Below are 18,266 nucleotides of genomic sequence, written 5' to 3'. Positions count from 1 at the left end.
GTCGAGCGCTTCATGCTAAACGTTGAGGTCGATTCGGTGCGCGTCGTGCACGCCGTCGTAGCGGTCGGGGCTGCATGTCAGCACGATCACCTGGCCGTGCGCGCCGACGGTGTCGAACACCTGCCCCATCTTGGCCAGGCGGTCGGGATCGGTGAAACCCAGCGCGTCGTCGACCACCACCGGGACGCTGTCCTCCTTGGCGACCAGGGCCGCGCCGGCCAGCCTGGCCAGGATGCCGAGCTGCTCCTTGGCGCCGCCGGACAGCGATTCGTAGGGCACTGTGACGCCGTTCAGGGTGCGGCTGCGGATGCACAGGTCGCTGTCGATGTCGACCTCGAAGTCGGGGCCGAACACCGGGCGACCGAGCCGCTGCAGTTCCGTGCGATAGGGCTCGACGTAGCGCTGCCGGGTGGTGTCGCGGTGCCGTGTCATCACCGAGCGCAACAACTGGGCTGCCCGTGCCCGGCTGCCGATCCGCTCGTGCTGGCCGGCGGCGTGCTCGCGTTCGGTCTGCGCGGCGTCCAGCTTGCCCTGGCGGCCCTCGCTGCCGAAAACCGAGAGTTCGATGGCGATTTCGCGCAACGCGCGGTTCGCGTCTTCGTATTGGTCGCGCAGCGCGTCGGCCGCCTCGCTGGCGGCGGTCAATTCGGCGGCGACCTCGTCCGGCGCGGCGGCCGCGAGCGCGTCCGCGAGTTCGGCGACGCGGCGCTCGGCGTCCTCTTTGCCTTTAAGCCCCGCCTGCGCCGCCGACGCGAGGTCCTCGTCGCTCACCTCGGCGCGCTCTCGGGCCAGCCGATCGGTCGCGACGTCCAGCTCGGCGCGTTGGGCCTGCAGCGTGTTCTGGGAAACCGTTGCGCGCGTTGACGCCTCGGCCAGTGCGGCGTCGGCGGCCGTCGCGGCTTTGCGGCGTTGTTCACATTCCGTGGCCGCGGCGGTGTGGGCGGCCTCAGCGGCGTCCAGTTCGGTGCGGGCGGCGTCGGCGTCTTTAGGGACGAGGTCCGGGTGGGCCGGGTGATCGGCGCGCAACTGCGCCAGCCGCTCCCGCAGTTGGTCGACGGTTTCGTCGCCGCACAGCCCGGACACGGTGGCGTCCAATTGGTCGCGGCAGCCCTGCAATTCGCGGCGGCGCTGGTCGGCGGACCGTGCCGACGCGAGGTCCGTCACGTCGGCGGCTTGCAGCGCTTTGGCGAGTTCGTCTTGTGCTGCAGCGAATTTGGCTTGGACGTCCAGCGTGGTCGCGCCGGGGGTGACCCGCGCGGTCAGCACGCCGGGAACCTCGACGGTGGTGGGGCCGGTCGCGGTGATCGACCAGATCTGGCCGGCCGGCAGCGACGCGCGTTGCTCGCCGGTGACGAGCTCGATGTCGGCAATCGCGGTGAATTCCACCGCGGCGGACGTCAACGCCAGCTGCCCGCCGATGCGATCGACGGCGGCGGCGGCGTTTTCGATCCGCCGAAGCGACTCGTCGGTGATTTTGACCGCCGCCAGCTCTGCGCAGACGCGGTGGCGGTCGCTTTGGATGGCGGCGATCTTGGCCAGCCGCGCGCTCAGGCGGTCGGCCTCCTCGCGGGCGGCGAGCTGATCGACCGCGCGCCGCGCGGATTCGGCGCGGCGTTTCAGGTCGGCCAGTCGCTGGGCGGCCGCTTCGACGGCTTCGTGGGTGGCCTGCGCGTCGGCCGCCGCTGCCTTCTGCGCGTCTGCGGCCTGCTGCTCCTCGGCCGTGGCCGCTGCGACGCTGGCGGTACGGGTCTGGATTTCGGTGAGCAGCCGCACCCGCCCGGTGTGGGCGGCGCCGGCCGCGGTGCAGGTGGCGGTCGCGGCGTCGGCGAGCAGCTTGGCCTCGCGCGCCTGGTTGGTCAGTTCGGTGATGCGGTCAGCGGCTTGCCGGGCGGCCTCGAGCCGTGGGCCGGCTGCGGCCCGCTGCTGCGACAGCTCGGCCACCCGCTCCGTCAGCTCGGCGTGGCGTCGCACCCGGTCGTCGACCTCGGCCACCGCCGCCGTCCATTCGGCTACCGCGGCCTCGGCGTCTTTCAGGCGGCCGATCGCGCCGGCCCATTCCCCCGTGGGCCGTCCGGTCGGGGTGAAGTAGCGGCCGTATTCGGCGTCGATCCGCTCGATCAGCAGCGGCTCGGTGCCCGACAGCGCCCCGGCGTCACCCGCGGCCACGTCGAGGGCTCGCGACAGCGCGTCGCACCCGGACAGATCGACCGCGGCCGTCGACGTGGCCTGCAAAACCCGTTGGGCGTGCCAGAGGTCGTTGTCGACCGTCTCGGCCAGCATTGCCCGGACCCGTTCGTGGGCCTCGTCGCCGGTAAGCTGTTCGCGGCGCGGGGTCAGCACCGTCAGCTCTGTCTCGCATTTCTTGTGGAACCGCTTGCGGTAGACGAATCGATAAGGGCCGCAGCTGATTTCGGCACTCACCTCGGAGCCGACGTCGCTGTGGGTCGGCTTGACCTGCTTGACTTCTTTTCTCGTGGAGCGGTCCCGGGATTCCAGCAGCAGGTCGAGCGCCTCGATCATCGAGGACTTGCCGATCTCGTTGGCGCCGCACACCACCACCACGCCGTGGTCGGGGAACTCGATCTCGCGGTGCGCGATGCCGCGATAGTTGGTCAAGACGAGCCGGTGCAGCTTCACGCGGCGCCCCGATCGGCAAGGCGCAGCAGCAGGGCCAACGCGGCTTGGGCGTCAGCGGATTCGGCGTTGCCCTCCCGCGCCGCCGCCACCAGTTCGTCGACGGCCGCGGCCGCGAACCCGCCGATGCCGAGGTCGCTGAACTCGCCGTCGGCGGGAACCACCGCCAGGTCGGTGTGGCTGTCCCAGGTGCGCAGGTGGGCGAACAGTCGCGCGTACCGGTCGAGGCACGCGTCCAGCGCGGCGCGGTCGGTGACCGTCAACGATCCGGTCAGCGCCAACCGCACCACCGTGCGGTCCTTGTCTTTCATCAGGTCGAGGTTCATGTCGAGGTCGGCGATGTCGCGGCTGGTGTCGACCTGACGGTGCAGGGTGACGAACCGCCAACGGCCGACGTGCCGGGGTTCAACGGCGACGCGACCGTCGTCGACGTCGACGACCAGCACGTGACCGGGGTCCGATTCGACGTCATCGAAGTTGGTGACTTCCGGCGAGCCCGAATACCAGACGCGGCCGCTATCGCCGACCTTGGTGAGCGAATGCTTGTCCCCCAGCGCCACATAGTGGATCACGCCGCGGGCCAGCGCGTCGTCGAGTTTCGTTAGGCGGATCAGCGAGGGTTTGTCGCGGTCGGGATCCAGGATGTCGACGCCGCCGTGCGCCACGAGGATGCGGGTCGCTGAGGTGGGCGTGAGGCCGTCGAGGACGTCGGCGACGAGGTCGGTGGTCGGGGCCTTGGAGCGCCATGGCGCGGCGACGATTTCGAGCCCTGGCCTGATTTCGTGAATGCCGGCCCGGTCGAGGACGGTGACGTTGTCGGGGCGTTCGGCGGTGAACAGCGCGCCGGTGTACACCGACGACGCGTCGAGTGGATCATGGTTGCCGGGGAGCAGGTAGACGGGAATCCCTATGGCGCGCATGGCTTCCAGTGATTGCCCGATCACCTGCGGGGCCAGTTGATTGTGTTCGAAGACATCGCCGGCGACGACGACGAATTCGGCGCCGACCTCGTCCGCCAGCGCGCCCAGCCCGGCCACCGCGTCGCGGCGCGCGGCCGAATACCGCGGCTGCGCGTCGCCGGCGAGGAAGTGCCGCGTCATGCCCAGTTGCCAGTCGGCGGTGTGCAGGAATCGCATCCGGCGGCCCCCTTTCGAGTCGTGGCTATCAGGGCACCGCGAAGTCTAGGTCTGCGCGCCGACAAGTCGGGGGACCTCGCTCGGCAGGTCTCCGGGGCGCCGGTTATATCGCCGCGCCCCCGCGGGCACGGAAGAAGTCCTTGCTCGAGTGCGTCAGGACAAGAACGATGATTCCCGCCGGCAGGGCCGCACACAGCGCTAAGAGCAGCACCCAATACGGGGAGCCGCCGAGGGCGTAAATCACGCTTGCGATCGCGACATAGCAAACGGCTGCGGCTAACGAAGCCCAGAACAGGATCTTGTTAGTGCGGCCCTTCAAAGTCGCGACCGCGCCCCATATCAGTGACACGGCGATCGCCAGGATCATCAGCCCGGCAACGATGCTCGAGAACGCACCAACCGCGCGCGCCGGGAGGTAGAAGATAGCCAGGAGCATTCCCCGCGCCAGCACAACGAGGCCGTTGATCACGTTTATCGGGGCAAACAGGAATGCGACGACCCCCGCGGCTATGACCGTCCCCGGGCGCGCGACGCTGCGGCCTTGGCCCAGTGCGCCTTGGGTCGGATATGACATGGCTTCCTCACGTTGGGCGATCGAGTACATCACACCACGTCTGGCACGTGCTCGATAGCGTTCACGAAATCCCTTGTTTCACACTCAATTTCTGTCCGAGGTTTTTGTCGGTGGGCTTGGCTAGTTTGGGAGCATGAGTTCGGACGGTGTCGTTGACCGGGAGGCGTTGTCGGCTGCCCTGGATCGCTGGGACGCCGACTTCGACGCCTTGGCCGCGTTTGACTGCGAGGCGTTGACCACCCGCGAGCACCTCGCGTTGCTCGAGCGTTTCGAGAAGATGCGCCGGCGGATACCGTCTCTGGAGCATCCGATCATCAATTCCGTTGCCCGGCAGGCGACCGCCGAGGAGTTGGGCGGCAAGCTGTCCCATGCGATCGCCGAGGCCACGCTGATCACCCGCGCCGAGGCCTCGCGGCGCATCAGCGAGGCGGCCGAGCTCGGTCCGCGCCACGGCCTGACCGGGGAGCAGTTGGCGCCGGTGCTGCCCGCCACCGCCGCCGCCCAACGCGAAGGCAGCCTGGGCACCGGACAGGTCGCGGTCATCCGCAAGTTCTGGCATCAGCTGCCCGGCTGGATCGACCAGGCCACCCGCGAACAAGCCGAAGCAAAGCTGGCCAGCGAGGGCACCCGGTTTCGTCCCGAACAACTGGGCGCGCTGGCCGACACGTTGGCCGACTGCCTCAACCCCGACGGCACATACACCGACGACGACCGCGCCCGCCGGCGCGGGCTGACGTTGGGTCCCCAAGGCCCCGACGGGATGTCAGAACTGCGCGGCTGCCTGACCCCGGAAGCCCGCGCGACGTGGGAAGCGGTGTTGGCCAAGCTGGCCGCCCCCGGCATGTGCAACCCGAGCGATGACACGCCGACCGTGGACGGTCCCCCGTCTCAGGACGCCATCGACAAAGACGCCCGCTCGACCGCACAACGCAACCACGACGCGCTGACCGCCGCGCTACGTGCGCTGCTCTGCTCGGGCACGCTGGGCCAGCACAACGGGCTGCCCGCCTCGATCATCGTCACCACCACCCTGGCCGAACTAGAAGCCGCCGCCGGCCGGGGGTTGACCGGCGGGGGCAGCATCCTGCCGATGAGCGACGTCATCCGCCTGGCCCGCCACGCCCGGCACTACCTGGCCATCTTCGACGACAACGGCAAAGCCCTGGCGCTGTATCACACCAAACGCCTGGCCTCCCCCGCGCAACGAATCGTGTTGTACGGCAAGGACCGCGGCTGCACCGCCCCCGGCTGCACCGTGCCCGGCTACTACAGCGAAGTCCACCACGTCACCGACTACGCCCAATGCCACACCACCGACGTCAACGACCTCACCTTCGCCTGCGGCTGCCAACACCGCATGCTCCACCCCAACGGCTGGACCACCCGCAAAAACACCAAGGGCGAAACCGAATGGATCCCCCCACCCCACCTCAACCGCGACCAACCCCGCACCAACACCTACTGGCACCCCGAAAAACTCCTCCACACCGAAGACGGAGAAGACGACGACGACGACGATGACGACGCAGCGTAGCGTGAGCCCGTGACTGAACGGCGCACACTGCTGTTGATGCGGCATGCGAAATCCGACTACCCGGAGGGAGTCCCCGACCATGACCGGCCGTTGGCGCCGCGCGGCATCCGGGAGGCCGGGCTGGCCGGGGACTGGTTGCGCGCCAACGTTCCCGCGATCGACGCCGTGTTGTGCTCCACCGCGACGCGGGCGCGGCAGACGTTGGACCGGACGGGAATCGACGCACCGGTGCGCTACAGCGAGCGGCTCTACGGCGCCACCCCGGGGACGATGATCGCGGAGATCAACGAGACGGTCGACGACGTCGGCACGCTGCTGGTCGTCGGTCACGAGCCGACGATGTCGGGGCTCGCGATCATCCTGGCCGACGACCCAGCTGACCAAGGCACGGACCTCGCTGTGCTGGAACGCATTTCGACGAAATTCCCGACGTCGGCCATCGCCGTGCTGGCGGTGCCGGGCGCGTGGAAGGGACTCGAAGCGGGCGGGGCCGCGCTGACCGGTTTCGAAGTTCCGCGCTAGCTGTTGGTGGACAGCGTCAGCTCCATCAGCTTGAGCGCCTGCCCACAGGCATCAATCCCGGGTACCTGGGGGTTGACCCACCAGCCGACCACCCCGGCCGCGTTGCTCGCCACGCCGCAGGCGCCGTTCGGGTCGTCCGGGCGCATCACGATCGACTCGATGCCCGCGATCGAGCGGTTCTCGATCTTGTACTTCAAAAACTCGGCCACCTTGCGCTCTTCGCCCAGGCTGCCCTGCTCGAACCAGAACCGGGTGATGTCGATCAGCCCGGCCGGGTTGGCAGCCTGCCACCGGCAGATCGCCCCGACGAACGTGCTCTGAATGTCCAGCGGATCGGCGCCGACGGTCTTGGCCAGGATGTCGCTGGTCAACACCTCGCACTCCTTGAGCAGGTTCGGGTACTGCTGCTGAGAGTTGTTGTTGCGCGGGGGGTTGCCGCCCGCCTTGATGGCGTTACCCCCGACGGACCTCGAACATCCGGTCAACACCAGCAGCGCGGCGAACACCAGGGCCACGCAGGCGCGAACGGTTCGCCGGCTCATTTGGAGTTCGCAATCGACTGACGGGCCAGTTCCTTGGCTATGTCGCACGGTGGCGGGAACGGCTTCTGGCTGAAGCTGACCGACCATTCGATGAAGTCGTCCTGGAACTGGATGCCCACCTCGCAGAGCGAGTCGCCCAGGTTGGGCTCGTTGCCCACGGCGATGAAGCCGCCGTGGCCGTTGATGTTGATGTCGTCGACGCTGGCGCGTGACAGCTCCTCGGTCTTGCGCTCCCGCCCGATCGGGCTGCCGCGATACCAGGAGAAGGAGAAGTGCGGGCCGAGAATCCCGCCGCCCGCCAGCCACTGGCACCCGACCGAGTTCCGCGCGGTGTTCACCAGCCCGGTCACCTTCGTCAGCTCCGCCACGGTCTGATCGTTGATGCCGCCGCATTGCGGGAACATCGGCCCGTGGTGGCCCTCCCCGTTGCCCGGCGTCGACGATGCCGTCGCTCCCGGTTTGTTGTCGCCGGAACCCGAGCATCCCGCAATCGTCGGGATCAGAATCGCTAAGGCCGACGCCACGAGAGCCAGCGCCCTCGCGCCTCGCCTAGTGCTCGTCACACGATGCACTGTAGCGGGACCGCGGCGGCCACCCGCTGACGCCGCGCCTGAGCAGGCATTTCGGCCCCGTGTTGACGAGCGCGGGGCGCGCCGTATGCGACAGTAGCCAGATGCTCCTGGCACTGCTGCGCCAGTACATCCGGCCGTACCGGCGGCTGGTTGCGGTGCTGCTGGCGCTCCAGCTGACCAGCACGCTGGCGTCGCTGTACCTGCCGACGGTCAACGCGTCGATCATCGACGAGGGCGTCGCCAAGGGTGACACCGCCACCATCGTCCGGCTCGGCATGGTGATGCTTTCGGTCACCGGGCTGCAGGTGCTGTGCGCGGTCGGGGCCGTCTACGTCGGCTCGCGGGCGGGCATGGGCTTCGGCCGCGACCTGCGTCAGGCGATTTTCGAACACGTCACCACGTTCTCCGAGCACGAGACCGATCGATTCGGCGCGCCAACCCTGTTGACGCGCAGCACCAATGACGTCCGGCAGATCCAATACCTGGTCCAGATCGGCGGCACCGTGCTGATCACCGCGCCGATCATGTGCGTGGGCGGCATCGTCATGGCCCTGCACCAGGAGGCGGCGCTGGCCTGGCTGCTGCTGGTCAGCGTCCCGGTGATGGCCGTGACCAACTACTTCGTCATGTCGCGCATGCTGCCGCTGCTGCGCCGGATGCAAAGCCTGATCGACGGCATCAACCGCGTGGTGCGCGACCAACTGTCCGGCGTCCGGGTGGTCCGCGCGTTCGCCCGCGAGGGCTACGAGCGCGACCGGTTCGCCCGCGCCAACACCGCGCTGTCGAACACCGCGCTGGCCGCCGGCAACTTGCAGGCGCTCATGCTGCCGCTGACCACGCTGACCATCAACGTGTCCAGCCTCGCGCTGATCTGGTTCGGCGGCCTGCGCATCGATCGGGGCCAGATGCAGGTCGGTTCCCTGACCGCCTTCCTCGTGTACTTCACCCAGATCCTGATGGCGGTCTTGATGGCCACGATGACATTGGTGGTGCTGCCGCGCGCGGCGGTGTGCGCCGAACGGATCACCGAGGTGCTCGACACCCGCGCCGCCGTGCAGGACCCACCGAACCCGCGGTTCCCGCGCGGCGGGATCGCGGGCGTCGTGCGGTTGGAGGGCGCCACCTTCACCTATCCGGGCGCCGATCGCTCGGTGCTGCAAGACATTTCGTTCACCGCGACGCCCGGGACGACGACGGCCGTCGTGGGCAGCACGGGTTCGGGCAAGTCGACGCTGATCTCCCTGATCTGCCGGCTGTACGACGTCACCGCCGGCGCCGTGCTGATCGACGGCGTCGACGTCCGCGACTACCACACCGAGCGGCTGTGGTCGGCGATCGGGCTGGTGCCCCAGCGCGGCTACCTCTTCTCCGGCACGGTGGCCGAGAACCTGCGCTACGGCGCGGCTCCCGGGCAGGTGGTGACGGACGACGAGATGTGGGAGGCGTTGCGGATAGCCGACGCCGACGGGTTCGTGCGCGCCCACGGTTCCCCGGATAGTGGGCTGGACATGCGCGTCGCCCAGGGCGGCATCAACTTCTCCGGTGGACAGCGGCAGCGGCTGGCGATCGCACGGGCCGTCATCCGCCGCCCCGCGATCTACCTGTTCGACGACTCCTTCGCCGCGCTCGACGTGCACACCGACGCGCGGGTGCGCGCGTCGCTTGCGCGGGCGTGCGGCCCCAGGAATCCGGCCACGATAATCGTTGTCACCCAACGCGTTTCCACCGCAGCCCAGGCCGACCAGGTGATCGTCGTCGACGGCGGGAAACTGGTGGGCGTGGGCACGCACGAATCGCTGCTCACCGAATGCGCCACCTACGCGGAATTCGCCGACTCGCAGTCGGTGGGGGCCGGCGTGGGGGGTGAGCAATGACCCTCGCGCCCGTGGCACCGGCGGCAGGACGCTCCCGCGACTTCTGGGCATCGGCGACCCGGCTGGTGAAACGGCTTGCGCCGCAACGCCGCCTGAGTCTCGCGGTGATCGCGCTGGGCATCACCGGCACGGCGATCGGGGTGGTCGTGCCGCGAATCCTGGGGCACGCCACCGACCTGCTGTTCAACGGCGTCATCGGGCGGCAGCTGCCGGCCGGGATCAGCAAGGCGCAGGCCGTCGCCGCCGCCCGCGCCAGGGGCCAGAACGCGTTCGCCGACCTGCTGTCCGGGATGAACGTGGTGCCGGGCCGGGGCGTGGACTTCGCGGCGGTGGCCCGAACGCTGGCGCTGGCCCTGGCGCTGTATGTCGTTTCCGCGCTGCTGATTTGGGCGCAGGTCCGGCTACTCAACGTCACCGTGCAGCGCACCATGGTCGCGCTGCGCTCCGACGTCGAGGACAAGATCCACCGGCTGCCGCTGGCCTACTTCGACGGGCGCCAACGCGGCGAGGTGCTGAGCCGGGTCACCAACGACATCGACAACGTGCAGTCGTCGCTGTCGATGACGATCAGCCAGCTTTTGACGGCGGCCCTGACGGTGGTGGCCGTGCTGGCGATGATGGTGTCCATCTCGCCGCTGCTGGCCGGCATCACGCTGCTGGCCGTGCCGGTCTCGCTGCTGGCGACGCGAGCGATCGCGCGGCGTTCGCAGCGCCTGTTCGTCGCCCAGTGGCGAAGCACCGGGCGCCTGAACGCCCACATCGAGGAGACCTACAGCGGATTCACGGTGGTCCGGACGTTCGGCCACCAGGCCGCGGCGCGCGAGCAGTTCCGCCGCCTCAACGACGAGGTCTACCGGGCCAGCTTCGGCGCCCAGTTCTTCTCCGGGCTGGTGGCGCCGGCGACGGGGTTCATCGGCAACGTCGGCTACGCCGCCGTCGCCGTCGTCGGCGGCCTGCAGGTGGCCACCGGGCAGATCACGCTGGGCAGCATTCAGGCCTTCATCCAATACCTGCGGCAGTTCAACGCGCCGGTGAGCCAGGTGGCCGGGATGTACAACACCCTGCAATCCGGGGTGGCCAGCGCCGAGCGGGTGTTCGAGCTGCTCGACGAGCCCGAGGAGCCGCCGGACCCGGAGCGGGCATTGCCGCGGTCCAACGGCGGCCGCGTCGAGTTCGAGCACGTGAACTTCTCGTACCGGCCGGGCACGCCGGTGATCCACGACCTGTCGCTGGTGGCCGAGCCGGGCAGCACGGTGGCGATCGTCGGGCCGACCGGGGCGGGCAAGACCACGATGGTGAACCTGCTGATGCGGTTCTACGACGTCGACTCGGGCCGGATACTGATCGACGGGGTCGACATCACCACCGTGAGCAGGCGGTCGCTGCGATCGGGAATCGGCATGGTGCTGCAGGACGCCTGGCTGTTCGACGGGACGATCGCGGAGAACATCGCCTACGGCCGCCCGGACGCCACCGAACACGAGGTGATCGCGGCCGCCAAGGCGGCGTACGTGGACCGGTTCGTGCACACCCTGCCGGCCGGCTACCAGACCCCGATCAGCGGCGGCGGCACCAACATCAGCGCCGGCGAGCGCCAGCTCATCACCATCGCCCGCGCGTTCCTCGCCCGGCCGCGGCTGCTGATCCTAGACGAGGCGACCAGCTCGGTGGACACCCGCACCGAGACCCTCGTTCAGCGCGCCATGCGCGAACTTCGCCGCGGCCGCACGAGTTTCATTATCGCGCACCGCCTTTCGACCATTCGCGACGCCGACCGCATCGTCGTCGTCGAGGCGGGACGCATCGTCGAACAGGGCAGCCACGCCCAACTGCTGGCGCGGCGCGGCGCCTACTACGCGATGACTGAGGCTTAGACACCAAGAAATCGTTGAGGATCCGTCAAGGGCCCGGCCGGAACCTTGGCGCATGTTCGCCATGAAGCCCAACCGGATCCCCACGGCCACAGTCGCATTCGCGGCGCTCGCGATTGCGTTCGGTGTTGCCGCCCCGGCCAGTGCGGCCTCGGAGGCCATGTACGGCGACCCCGTCGCCGCAGGCGGCTACTGGCACCAGCAGCAATACGACGACTGCGTCCTGATGTCCAGCGCCGACGTCATCGGTCAGATAACCGGTGAGTCGCCCTCGGAGGCGGCAATCATCGATAAGGCCCACTCGACCCCGAGCGTGGTCCACGGGGGCCCGATCTACAGCATGCCGGCCAACCCGGACGACCCGAATTCGGGCGCCGGCGCCAGCATGGCGGACGTCCCCGCGCTGCTCGCGCGCTACCGGGTGGCCGCGGTGGTCATCGACAGGGACGACCGCGCGGTGAACGGAATCCGCTCGGGCATCGCAGGGCTCAAGCAGGCGCTCGGCGGCGGCCACAAGGTGATCGCCAGCGTCAACGCCGAAATCATCTGGCACGAGCCCGTCGACGCGCGGGACAAGGGCGGCAACCCCGCATCCGACCACGCGGTGGTGGTGACCGGTGTCGACGCCGGCCGCGGCATTGTTCACCTCAACGACAGCGGCATCGCCGAAGGCCGCGACGAGCAGGTTCCCATCGATCTTTTCGTGCGCGCGTGGGACGCCAGCGACGAGTTGATGGTGGTCACGCTCTAGATCGCGTTGGGGTGTTACCGAATTCGCGGGGTTCGTATCACAATCAATCAACGCAACGCTGCGGAAGACGGGAGGGTAGGACACGCGATGGTGGACAAACGCCTCGAGTTCGGTCTGCTCGGGCCGCTGGAAATGAGCGTTGACGGGGCCCTGGTTCCCCTCGGCACCCCCAAGCAGCGGGCCGTCGGGGCCATGCTGCTGATGAACCGCAACAGTCCGGTCGGCGTCGACAGGCTCATCACGGCCCTGTGGGAGGAGTCGCCGCCGTCGGGGGCGCGGGCCAGCATTCACTCCTACGTGTCCAACCTGCGCAAGCTGCTCAGCGGTGCCGGGATCGACCCGCGGCTGGTGCTGGCCGCCGCGCCCCCGGGCTACCGCCTGAGCATCCCCGACAACGCTTGCGACATCGGGCGATTCATCGCCGAGAAGACCGCGGGCGTGCACGCGGCCGCCGCCTCGCGGTTCGAACAGGCGAGCAAGCATTTGTCGGCGGCACTGGCGGAATGGCGCGGGCCGGTGCTCGAGGACCTGCGCGACTTTCAGTTCGTCGACGCCTACGCCACCTCCCTGGTAGAGGAGAAGATTCTGGTGCACACGGCCAAGGCGGAGGCCGAAATCGCTTGCGGACGCGCCTTTGCCGTGATCACCGAGCTCGAGGCACTGACCGTGGAGCACCCCTACCGCGAACCGCTATGGGCCCAATTGATCACCGCCTACTACCTCACCGAGCGCCAATCCGACGCGCTGGCGGCCTACCGCCGCGTGAAGGAAACGCTCGCCGACGAGCTGGGCATCGACCCGGGCCCGAACCTGCGCGCCCTCAACGAGCGGATCCTGCGCCAGGAGCCGTTGGACGTCAAGAAGATCGCCGTGACCACCGCCGCGGTCACGCAGACGGTCATGGATCAGCACACCAGGGTTTCCGAGCGCAACGCCGTCGCGCATCTGCGCGAAGCGTCGGGGAAGAGCTATCCCGTGCAGGAGGCCGCGACCCGCATCGGCCGCCTCAGCGCCAACGACATCGTGCTGGACACCCCGAAGGTCAGCCGCCATCACGCCGTCATCGTCGACACGGGCACCAGCTGGGTCATCAACGACCTGCGCTCCTCCAACGGCGTGCAGGTGCAGGGCGAGCGCATCCGCTCGGCGACCCCGCTGCACGACGGCGATCACATCCGCATCGGCGAGCACGAGTTCACCTTCGAGGTCACCCAGAACTAGCCGCCAAGATGTCATCAAGAAGTTATTGAGAATCCTCCAAGGCTGGCGCCCGAAGCTGAGCACACCGACGGGCCGAACCCACCAGCAAAGGATCACGACATGTTCTCTCCCCGCATCACCGCAGCCGTCACCACGGCCATCGGCGCCGCCGCCGCCGGGCTGGCGATCGCCACCGCCGGCGCCGCCGGGGCCAGCACCGCCGACGACGCCTTCATCACCGAGATGAGGGGCCTCGGCGTCACCTTCACCACGCCCCAGGAGGCCATCAAGGAGGGCCACCAGGTGTGCAAGGAGCTGGCCGCCGGCAAGACCGGGACGGACGTCGCCACCGAGGTGCTCAGCCAGACCAACCTCACCACCAAGCAGGCCGCTTACTTCGTCGTCGACGCGGCGCAGGCCTACTGCCCGCAGCTGTCCGGCCAACTGACCTAGCCAACCCGCCCACCCGAATGGGGGATCCCGATCAGGGGTCCCCCATTTCTGGTTTTGTGCCGAAAAAGGTTGCTGCACAAGTTACTTCAAGAATTCGTTGAGATAACGACAAGGTCGACATCGGAACCTTTTCTCAACCAAACCGCAACACAGCGGAACGAGAAAGGACGACCAATGAAGATCATCAACATCGCCAAGACCGCCACGCTCGCCGTGGTGGCCGGAGCCGTCGCGTTGGGAGTGGCCGCACCGTCGGGCGCCGTCGCGGGCACCATGTACGGCGACCCCGCCGCCGCCGCCAAGTGGTGGCGCTACCAGAAATACGACGACTGCGTGCTGATGGCGAGCGCCGACGTGATCGGTCAGGTCACCGGCAAAGAGCCCTCCGAGGAGGCCATCATCAAGATGGCCCAATCGACCCCGAGCGCCAATCATCCCGGCTCGATCTACACCAAGCCCGCCGATACCCACAACCCCAATTCGGGCAATGGCACCACCCCTGCGGACATCCCGACGTTGCTGGCCCGATACCAAATCGGGTCTGTGGCCACCGACAAGAAGCACGCTCCGGCCGACGGCTTCCTTACCGGCATGGAGGGCCTCGAGCGCGAACTGGGCGCCGGCCACAAGGTGATCGTCGGCGTCAACGCCGAACTCATCTGGGGAGTGCCGGTCGAAGCGACGGACGAGCTGGGGAACCCGCTCGGTGACCACGCGGTGGTGGTGATCGGCGTCGACACCGTGACCAACGTCGTCCACCTGAACGACAGCGGCATCCACGCGGGTCGCGACTCGAAGATTCCGATGGCGCTCTTCCTCAAGGCATGGGACGCCAGCGGCGAGACGATGGTCGTCACCAACCCCGCCGGCGATAACTGAGCGCCTGCTGCGACCGGCCGGCCAGATCGGAACGGATTGATATGGTCGGCGGGTCGCGGTTGTTGGGAGGATCGATGAGCGGGGCGCCGGGCTCGCGGGTGGGGACGATGTTCGGACCCTACGAACTCAAGCGGGCCCTCGGTCACGGCGGAATGGGCGAGGTCTACGAGGCCGAACACACCGTCAAGGGGTGGACCGTCGCGCTCAAGCTGATGTCGGAATCGGTCAGCAGCGACCCCGTGTTCCGCGAGCGGATGCGGCGCGAGGCCCGCATCACCGGCCGTTTGCAGGAACCCCACGTGGTGCCCATCCACGACTACGGCGAGATCGATGGGCAAATGTTTTTGGAGATGCGCCTCATCGAGGGCACCGATCTCGGGACTTTGCTCAAGCAGTTCGGGTCGCTGTCGCCACCCCGCGCGGTCGCCATCATCACCCAGATCGCCTCTGCGCTGGACGCGGCGCACGCCGCCGAGGTGACGCACCGCGACGTCAAACCGGCCAACATCCTGGTCACCCGCGACGACTTCGCCTACCTCGTCGACTTCGGCATCGCCAGCGCGAAGACCGACGAGAAGCTGACCCAGCTCGGCACGGCCGTCGGCACGTGGAAATACATGGCGCCCGAACGGTTTTCGGACGACGAGGTCACCTACCGCGCCGACATCTACTCGTTGGCGTGTGTGTTGTTCGAATGCCTGACCGGGTCGCCGCCCTACCAATCCGACAGCGCCGGGGTCTTGGTCAGCGCCCACATGCTGGAGCCCATCCCCCAGCCCAGCGCCAAGCGTTCGGGCATCCCCCGGGCCTTCGACGGGGTGATCGCGCGCGGCATGGCCAAGAAGCCCGAAGACCGCTACGCCAGCGCCGGCGACCTGGCCCGCGCCGCCCACGACGCGCTCACCAACCCGGACCAGACCCAGGCGGTCAACATCCTGCGCCACGGCGAGGAGGCCACGCTGCCGGGACTGAATGCAGCCCAAGGAGTCGTTCGGCCCGGGGCCCCGCGGCCGCCGCAGGCCCGGACCCCGGCCCCCGACAGCGGACCCATCCCGCGCACGGCCCCGCCGGCGCCCAATCGTGCGGCGCACCAACCCCAGTGGGCCGGTCCGCCGCCGCAGTTCGCCGGCCCGCCCCCCTTCGGCTATGGGCGTCCGCCCGCGCCGCCGCGCAAACGCAACCCGTGGCCCATCGTCGCCGGCGCGGCCGCCGCCGTCGTCGTCCTGGTGGCCGCGGCGATCGGCATCTCGCTGGCGTCGGGCACGACGACAACGAGACCCCCAACGCCGCGGCCACCACCACCACGACCACGACGACCAAGAGGACGACCACCCGCACCACCCCGGCGCCGACGTCCACCGCGCCCCCCGCCGCCGCGAGCAAGCTGCTGGGCCTGCTGCCCGCGGGCTACCCACCCGGCACGTGCACGCCGGACCCCCAACCGATGGCGGGTGCGATCGTGTCCGTCTCGTGCGGGCCGAACACCGACCCCAACGGCCCCACGATCTCGTCCTACGCGCTGTTCGGTGACCTGCAAACGGTGCAGGGCGCGTTCACCGAATTCACCGGAACCGACACGATCGTCAAGTGCCCGGGCGACAAGGCCTCGCCCGGCACCTGGTGGCACAACAAGGACCCGAACACCATCCTCGGCCAAATCGCCTGCGGCCATTACAAGGGCGATCAGCCGAAGGTGATGTGGACGAATCAGCAGACCCTGGTGTTCGCGGTCGTCGGCGGAGATACCAACGGGCCGAACCTCGATCAGCTGTACAAGTGGTGGGCCGCGCACTCATAGTGACGCTTGACTGGGACCACAACGCGTATTACCAGCGGCTGCTGCTGAACCAGCTGCCGCAGCGGTGCGAGCGGGTGCTCGACGTCGGTTGTGGCGCGGGAGCATTCGCGGTGCGCCTGGCCGAGCGGGCCGAACACGTCGACGCGGTCGACAAGTCGGCGGCGATGGTCGACGCGGCCCGGCGCCGCGCCCCGGCCAACGTCACCCCCATCCTCGCCGACGTGCTGGAAATGCCCTTGCCGGCCGACCATTACGACGCGATCGTGTCCCTCACCGCGTTGCATCACCTACCCCTCGACGCGGCCCTGCGGCACCTGGCGCCGGCGCTGCGCCCGGGTGGCGTGCTGGCCGCGGTGGTCCTGCCGCGACCGGACCTGCCCCGCGAAGCGCCCACCGAAGTCGTTGCGGCGGTGGCCAATCGGGCACTGGGCGCGATCTTCGCCGCACTCCGGGCGACGGGTTCCGGCGACTGGTACGGGCCGGACCCGGTCAACGAGGCGATGCCGAAGGTCCTCGATGCCCCGCTGACCATCCGGCACGCCCGTGCGGTCGCGGCCACCACCCTGCCGGGCGCCCGCGTGCGCCGGCTGCTTTTCTGGCGTTATCTCCTGCTGTGGCGGCGCCCTCGCAACAATGATTGCTGAGTCGGGGGCTCGCGGTTGGCCGCTCGGGTCGGCGGGTGTTGATATGGTCGGCGGGTCCGGGGTTGGTTTGGAGGGTCAGGGATGAGCGACGCGCAGGCCTCACGGGTGGGCTCGATGTTCGGGCCCTATCACCTGAAACGGCTGCTAGGCCGCGGTGGGATGGGCGAGGTTTACGAGGCCGAGCACACCGTCAAGGAGTGGACGGTCGCCGTCAAGCTGATGTCCGACACGTTCAGCAAGGACCCCGTGTTTCGCGAGCGGATGAAGCGCGAAGCCCGCATCGCCGGCCGTTTGCAGGAACCGCACGTGGTGCCCATCCACGACTACGGCGAGATCGACGGCCAGATGTACATGGAGATGCGCCTCATCGAGGGCGTCGACCTGGACACCCTGCTCAAGCGGTTCGGCCCGCTGACCCCGCCGCGCGCGGTGGCCATCATCACCCAGATCGCCTCCGCCCTGGACGCCGCCCACGCCGCCGGGGTGATGCACCGCGACGTCAAGCCGCCCAACATCCTGGTCACCCGCGACGACTTCGCCTACCTCGTCGACTTCGGCATCGCCAGCGCCACCACCGACGAAAAGCTGACCCAGCTCGGCACCGCGGTGGGCACCTGGAAATACATGGCGCCGGAACGGTTTTCGAACGACGAGGTCACCTACCGCGCCGACATCTACGCGCTGGCCTGTGTGCTGCACGAGGCCCTGACCGGATCGCCGCCCTACCGCGCCGACAGCGCCGGCACCCTGGTCCACGCCCACCTGTTGGACCCCATCCCGAAGCCGAGCGACGTTCGGTCGGGCATCCCCAAGGCGTTCGACGCGGTGATCGCGCGCGGCATGGCCAAAAAGCCCGAAGACCGCTACGCCAGCGCGGGCGACCTGGCCCTGGCCGCGCACGAGGCCCTCAGCGACCCCGACCAAGACCACGCCAACAACATCGTGCGTCGCAGCCAGGAAGCCACTCTGCCCGCCACCGCCGAGGCCAGCACGATCACGACCGCGACGGCGGCGACGATCGGCCACGGGTTGCGTTTGGGCTTGGCGGGCGGCTGATTCCACGACGAGGACGCCGGCCCGGTGAACTGCGGCGGCGGGCCGCCCCAGCTGCCGCTGCCGCCCTGGTAGTACGGCGGGGTGGCTTGGTTCGCCTGGTTCGCCCCGGGAATGGGCCCGCTTTCGGGGGCCCACGGAGGGGGCGTTTGGGCGGCCCGCGGAATGGGACCGGACGCGGGGTAGCCCTGCGCGGGCGGCGGCGGCGGGGTGGTGACCTGTTGTGGTT

Annotated in this window: 15 protein-coding genes and 1 pseudogene; 11 read left to right on the top strand and 5 right to left on the bottom strand. The window is 68.9% G+C overall.

The genetic code is table 11. The features are described 5' to 3' along the window. Positions 1–15: 15 nt before the first annotated feature. From A5706_RS05250 to A5706_RS05240, 3 genes are all read right to left on the bottom strand, one after another. Positions 16–2,637 (bottom strand): AAA family ATPase, encoded by a 2,622-nt coding sequence (locus A5706_RS05250; protein WP_068127767.1) that lies wholly within the window; start codon positions 2,635–2,637, stop codon positions 16–18. Then, on the bottom strand, positions 2,634–3,770 hold the full coding sequence (locus A5706_RS05245; protein WP_068127764.1) for an exonuclease SbcCD subunit D: 1,137 nt from the start codon (positions 3,768–3,770) through the stop codon (positions 2,634–2,636). The genes A5706_RS05250 and A5706_RS05245 overlap by 4 nt, the downstream gene beginning before the upstream one ends. 103 nt (positions 3,771–3,873) lie before the next feature. Continuing rightward, complete coding sequence (locus A5706_RS05240; RefSeq protein ID WP_156766957.1) at positions 3,874–4,374, bottom strand: hypothetical protein; 501 nt, start codon at positions 4,372–4,374, stop codon at positions 3,874–3,876. A 103-nt stretch (positions 4,375–4,477) separates the two neighbouring features. Here A5706_RS05240 and A5706_RS05235 point away from each other — a divergent pair, with 103 nt between their 5' ends. Next, entirely contained in the window at positions 4,478–5,878 is a 1,401-nt protein-coding gene (locus A5706_RS05235; protein ID WP_068127759.1) for an HNH endonuclease signature motif containing protein, read from the top strand. Between the two features lie 9 nt (positions 5,879–5,887). Next, a complete protein-coding gene (locus A5706_RS05230; protein ID WP_068127755.1) occupies positions 5,888–6,400 on the top strand; it encodes a histidine phosphatase family protein in 513 nt (170 codons plus the stop codon). Here the strand turns inward: A5706_RS05230 and A5706_RS05225 are convergent. Both A5706_RS05225 and A5706_RS05220 read right to left on the bottom strand, forming a co-directional pair. Further along, positions 6,397–6,942: a DUF3558 domain-containing protein gene (locus A5706_RS05225; RefSeq protein WP_068127751.1), complete on the bottom strand. Its 546-nt coding sequence runs from the start codon at positions 6,940–6,942 to the stop codon at positions 6,397–6,399. The genes A5706_RS05230 and A5706_RS05225 overlap by 4 nt on opposite strands. Continuing rightward, positions 6,939–7,505 carry a DUF3558 domain-containing protein gene (locus tag A5706_RS05220; RefSeq protein ID WP_369831803.1) on the bottom strand — a complete coding sequence of 189 codons (567 nt, stop codon included), beginning with the start codon at positions 7,503–7,505 and terminating at the stop codon, positions 6,939–6,941. Before A5706_RS05220 ends, A5706_RS05225 begins: the two co-directional genes overlap by 4 nt. Before the next feature lie 110 nt (positions 7,506–7,615). Between A5706_RS05220 and A5706_RS05215 the strand changes: the two genes are divergently transcribed. The 9 genes and pseudogenes from A5706_RS05215 to A5706_RS05175 form a co-directional block, all read left to right on the top strand. Next, positions 7,616–9,388, top strand: coding sequence for an ABC transporter ATP-binding protein (locus tag A5706_RS05215; RefSeq protein ID WP_068127747.1), 1,773 nt, complete (start codon positions 7,616–7,618; stop codon positions 9,386–9,388). Continuing rightward, positions 9,385–11,262: an ABC transporter ATP-binding protein gene (locus A5706_RS05210; protein ID WP_068127744.1), complete on the top strand. Its 1,878-nt coding sequence runs from the start codon at positions 9,385–9,387 to the stop codon at positions 11,260–11,262. The genes A5706_RS05215 and A5706_RS05210 overlap by 4 nt, the downstream gene beginning before the upstream one ends. 61 nt (positions 11,263–11,323) lie before the next feature. Beyond that, on the top strand, positions 11,324–12,010 hold the full coding sequence (locus tag A5706_RS05205) for a hypothetical protein (RefSeq protein WP_068127826.1): 687 nt from the start codon (positions 11,324–11,326) through the stop codon (positions 12,008–12,010). A gap of 87 nt (positions 12,011–12,097) precedes the next feature. Beyond that, positions 12,098–13,231: a BTAD domain-containing putative transcriptional regulator gene (locus tag A5706_RS05200; protein ID WP_068127741.1), complete on the top strand. Its 1,134-nt coding sequence runs from the start codon at positions 12,098–12,100 to the stop codon at positions 13,229–13,231. Between the two features lie 99 nt (positions 13,232–13,330). Beyond that, positions 13,331–13,663 carry a DUF732 domain-containing protein gene (locus A5706_RS05195; RefSeq protein ID WP_068127738.1) on the top strand — a complete coding sequence of 111 codons (333 nt, stop codon included), beginning with the start codon at positions 13,331–13,333 and terminating at the stop codon, positions 13,661–13,663. Between the two features lie 174 nt (positions 13,664–13,837). Next, a complete protein-coding gene (locus tag A5706_RS05190; RefSeq protein ID WP_068127734.1) occupies positions 13,838–14,542 on the top strand; it encodes a hypothetical protein in 705 nt (234 codons plus the stop codon). A 74-nt stretch (positions 14,543–14,616) separates the two neighbouring features. Continuing rightward, a complete protein-coding gene (locus A5706_RS05185) occupies positions 14,617–16,239 on the top strand; it encodes a serine/threonine-protein kinase (protein WP_082964207.1) in 1,623 nt (540 codons plus the stop codon). A 100-nt stretch (positions 16,240–16,339) separates the two neighbouring features. Next, entirely contained in the window at positions 16,340–16,984 is a 645-nt protein-coding gene (locus tag A5706_RS05180; protein ID WP_068127731.1) for a class I SAM-dependent methyltransferase, read from the top strand. Positions 16,985–17,065: 81 nt separating this feature from the next. Then, positions 17,066–17,959: pseudogene (locus tag A5706_RS05175) on the top strand (serine/threonine-protein kinase); the annotation flags it as partial. Between the last annotated feature and the right edge of the window lie 307 nt (positions 17,960–18,266).

Source organism: Mycobacterium sp. E796 (genome assembly GCF_001672815.1).
GTDB lineage: Bacteria > Actinomycetota > Actinomycetes > Mycobacteriales > Mycobacteriaceae > Mycobacterium.
This window is presented reverse-complemented; position numbering and strand designations above follow the sequence as displayed.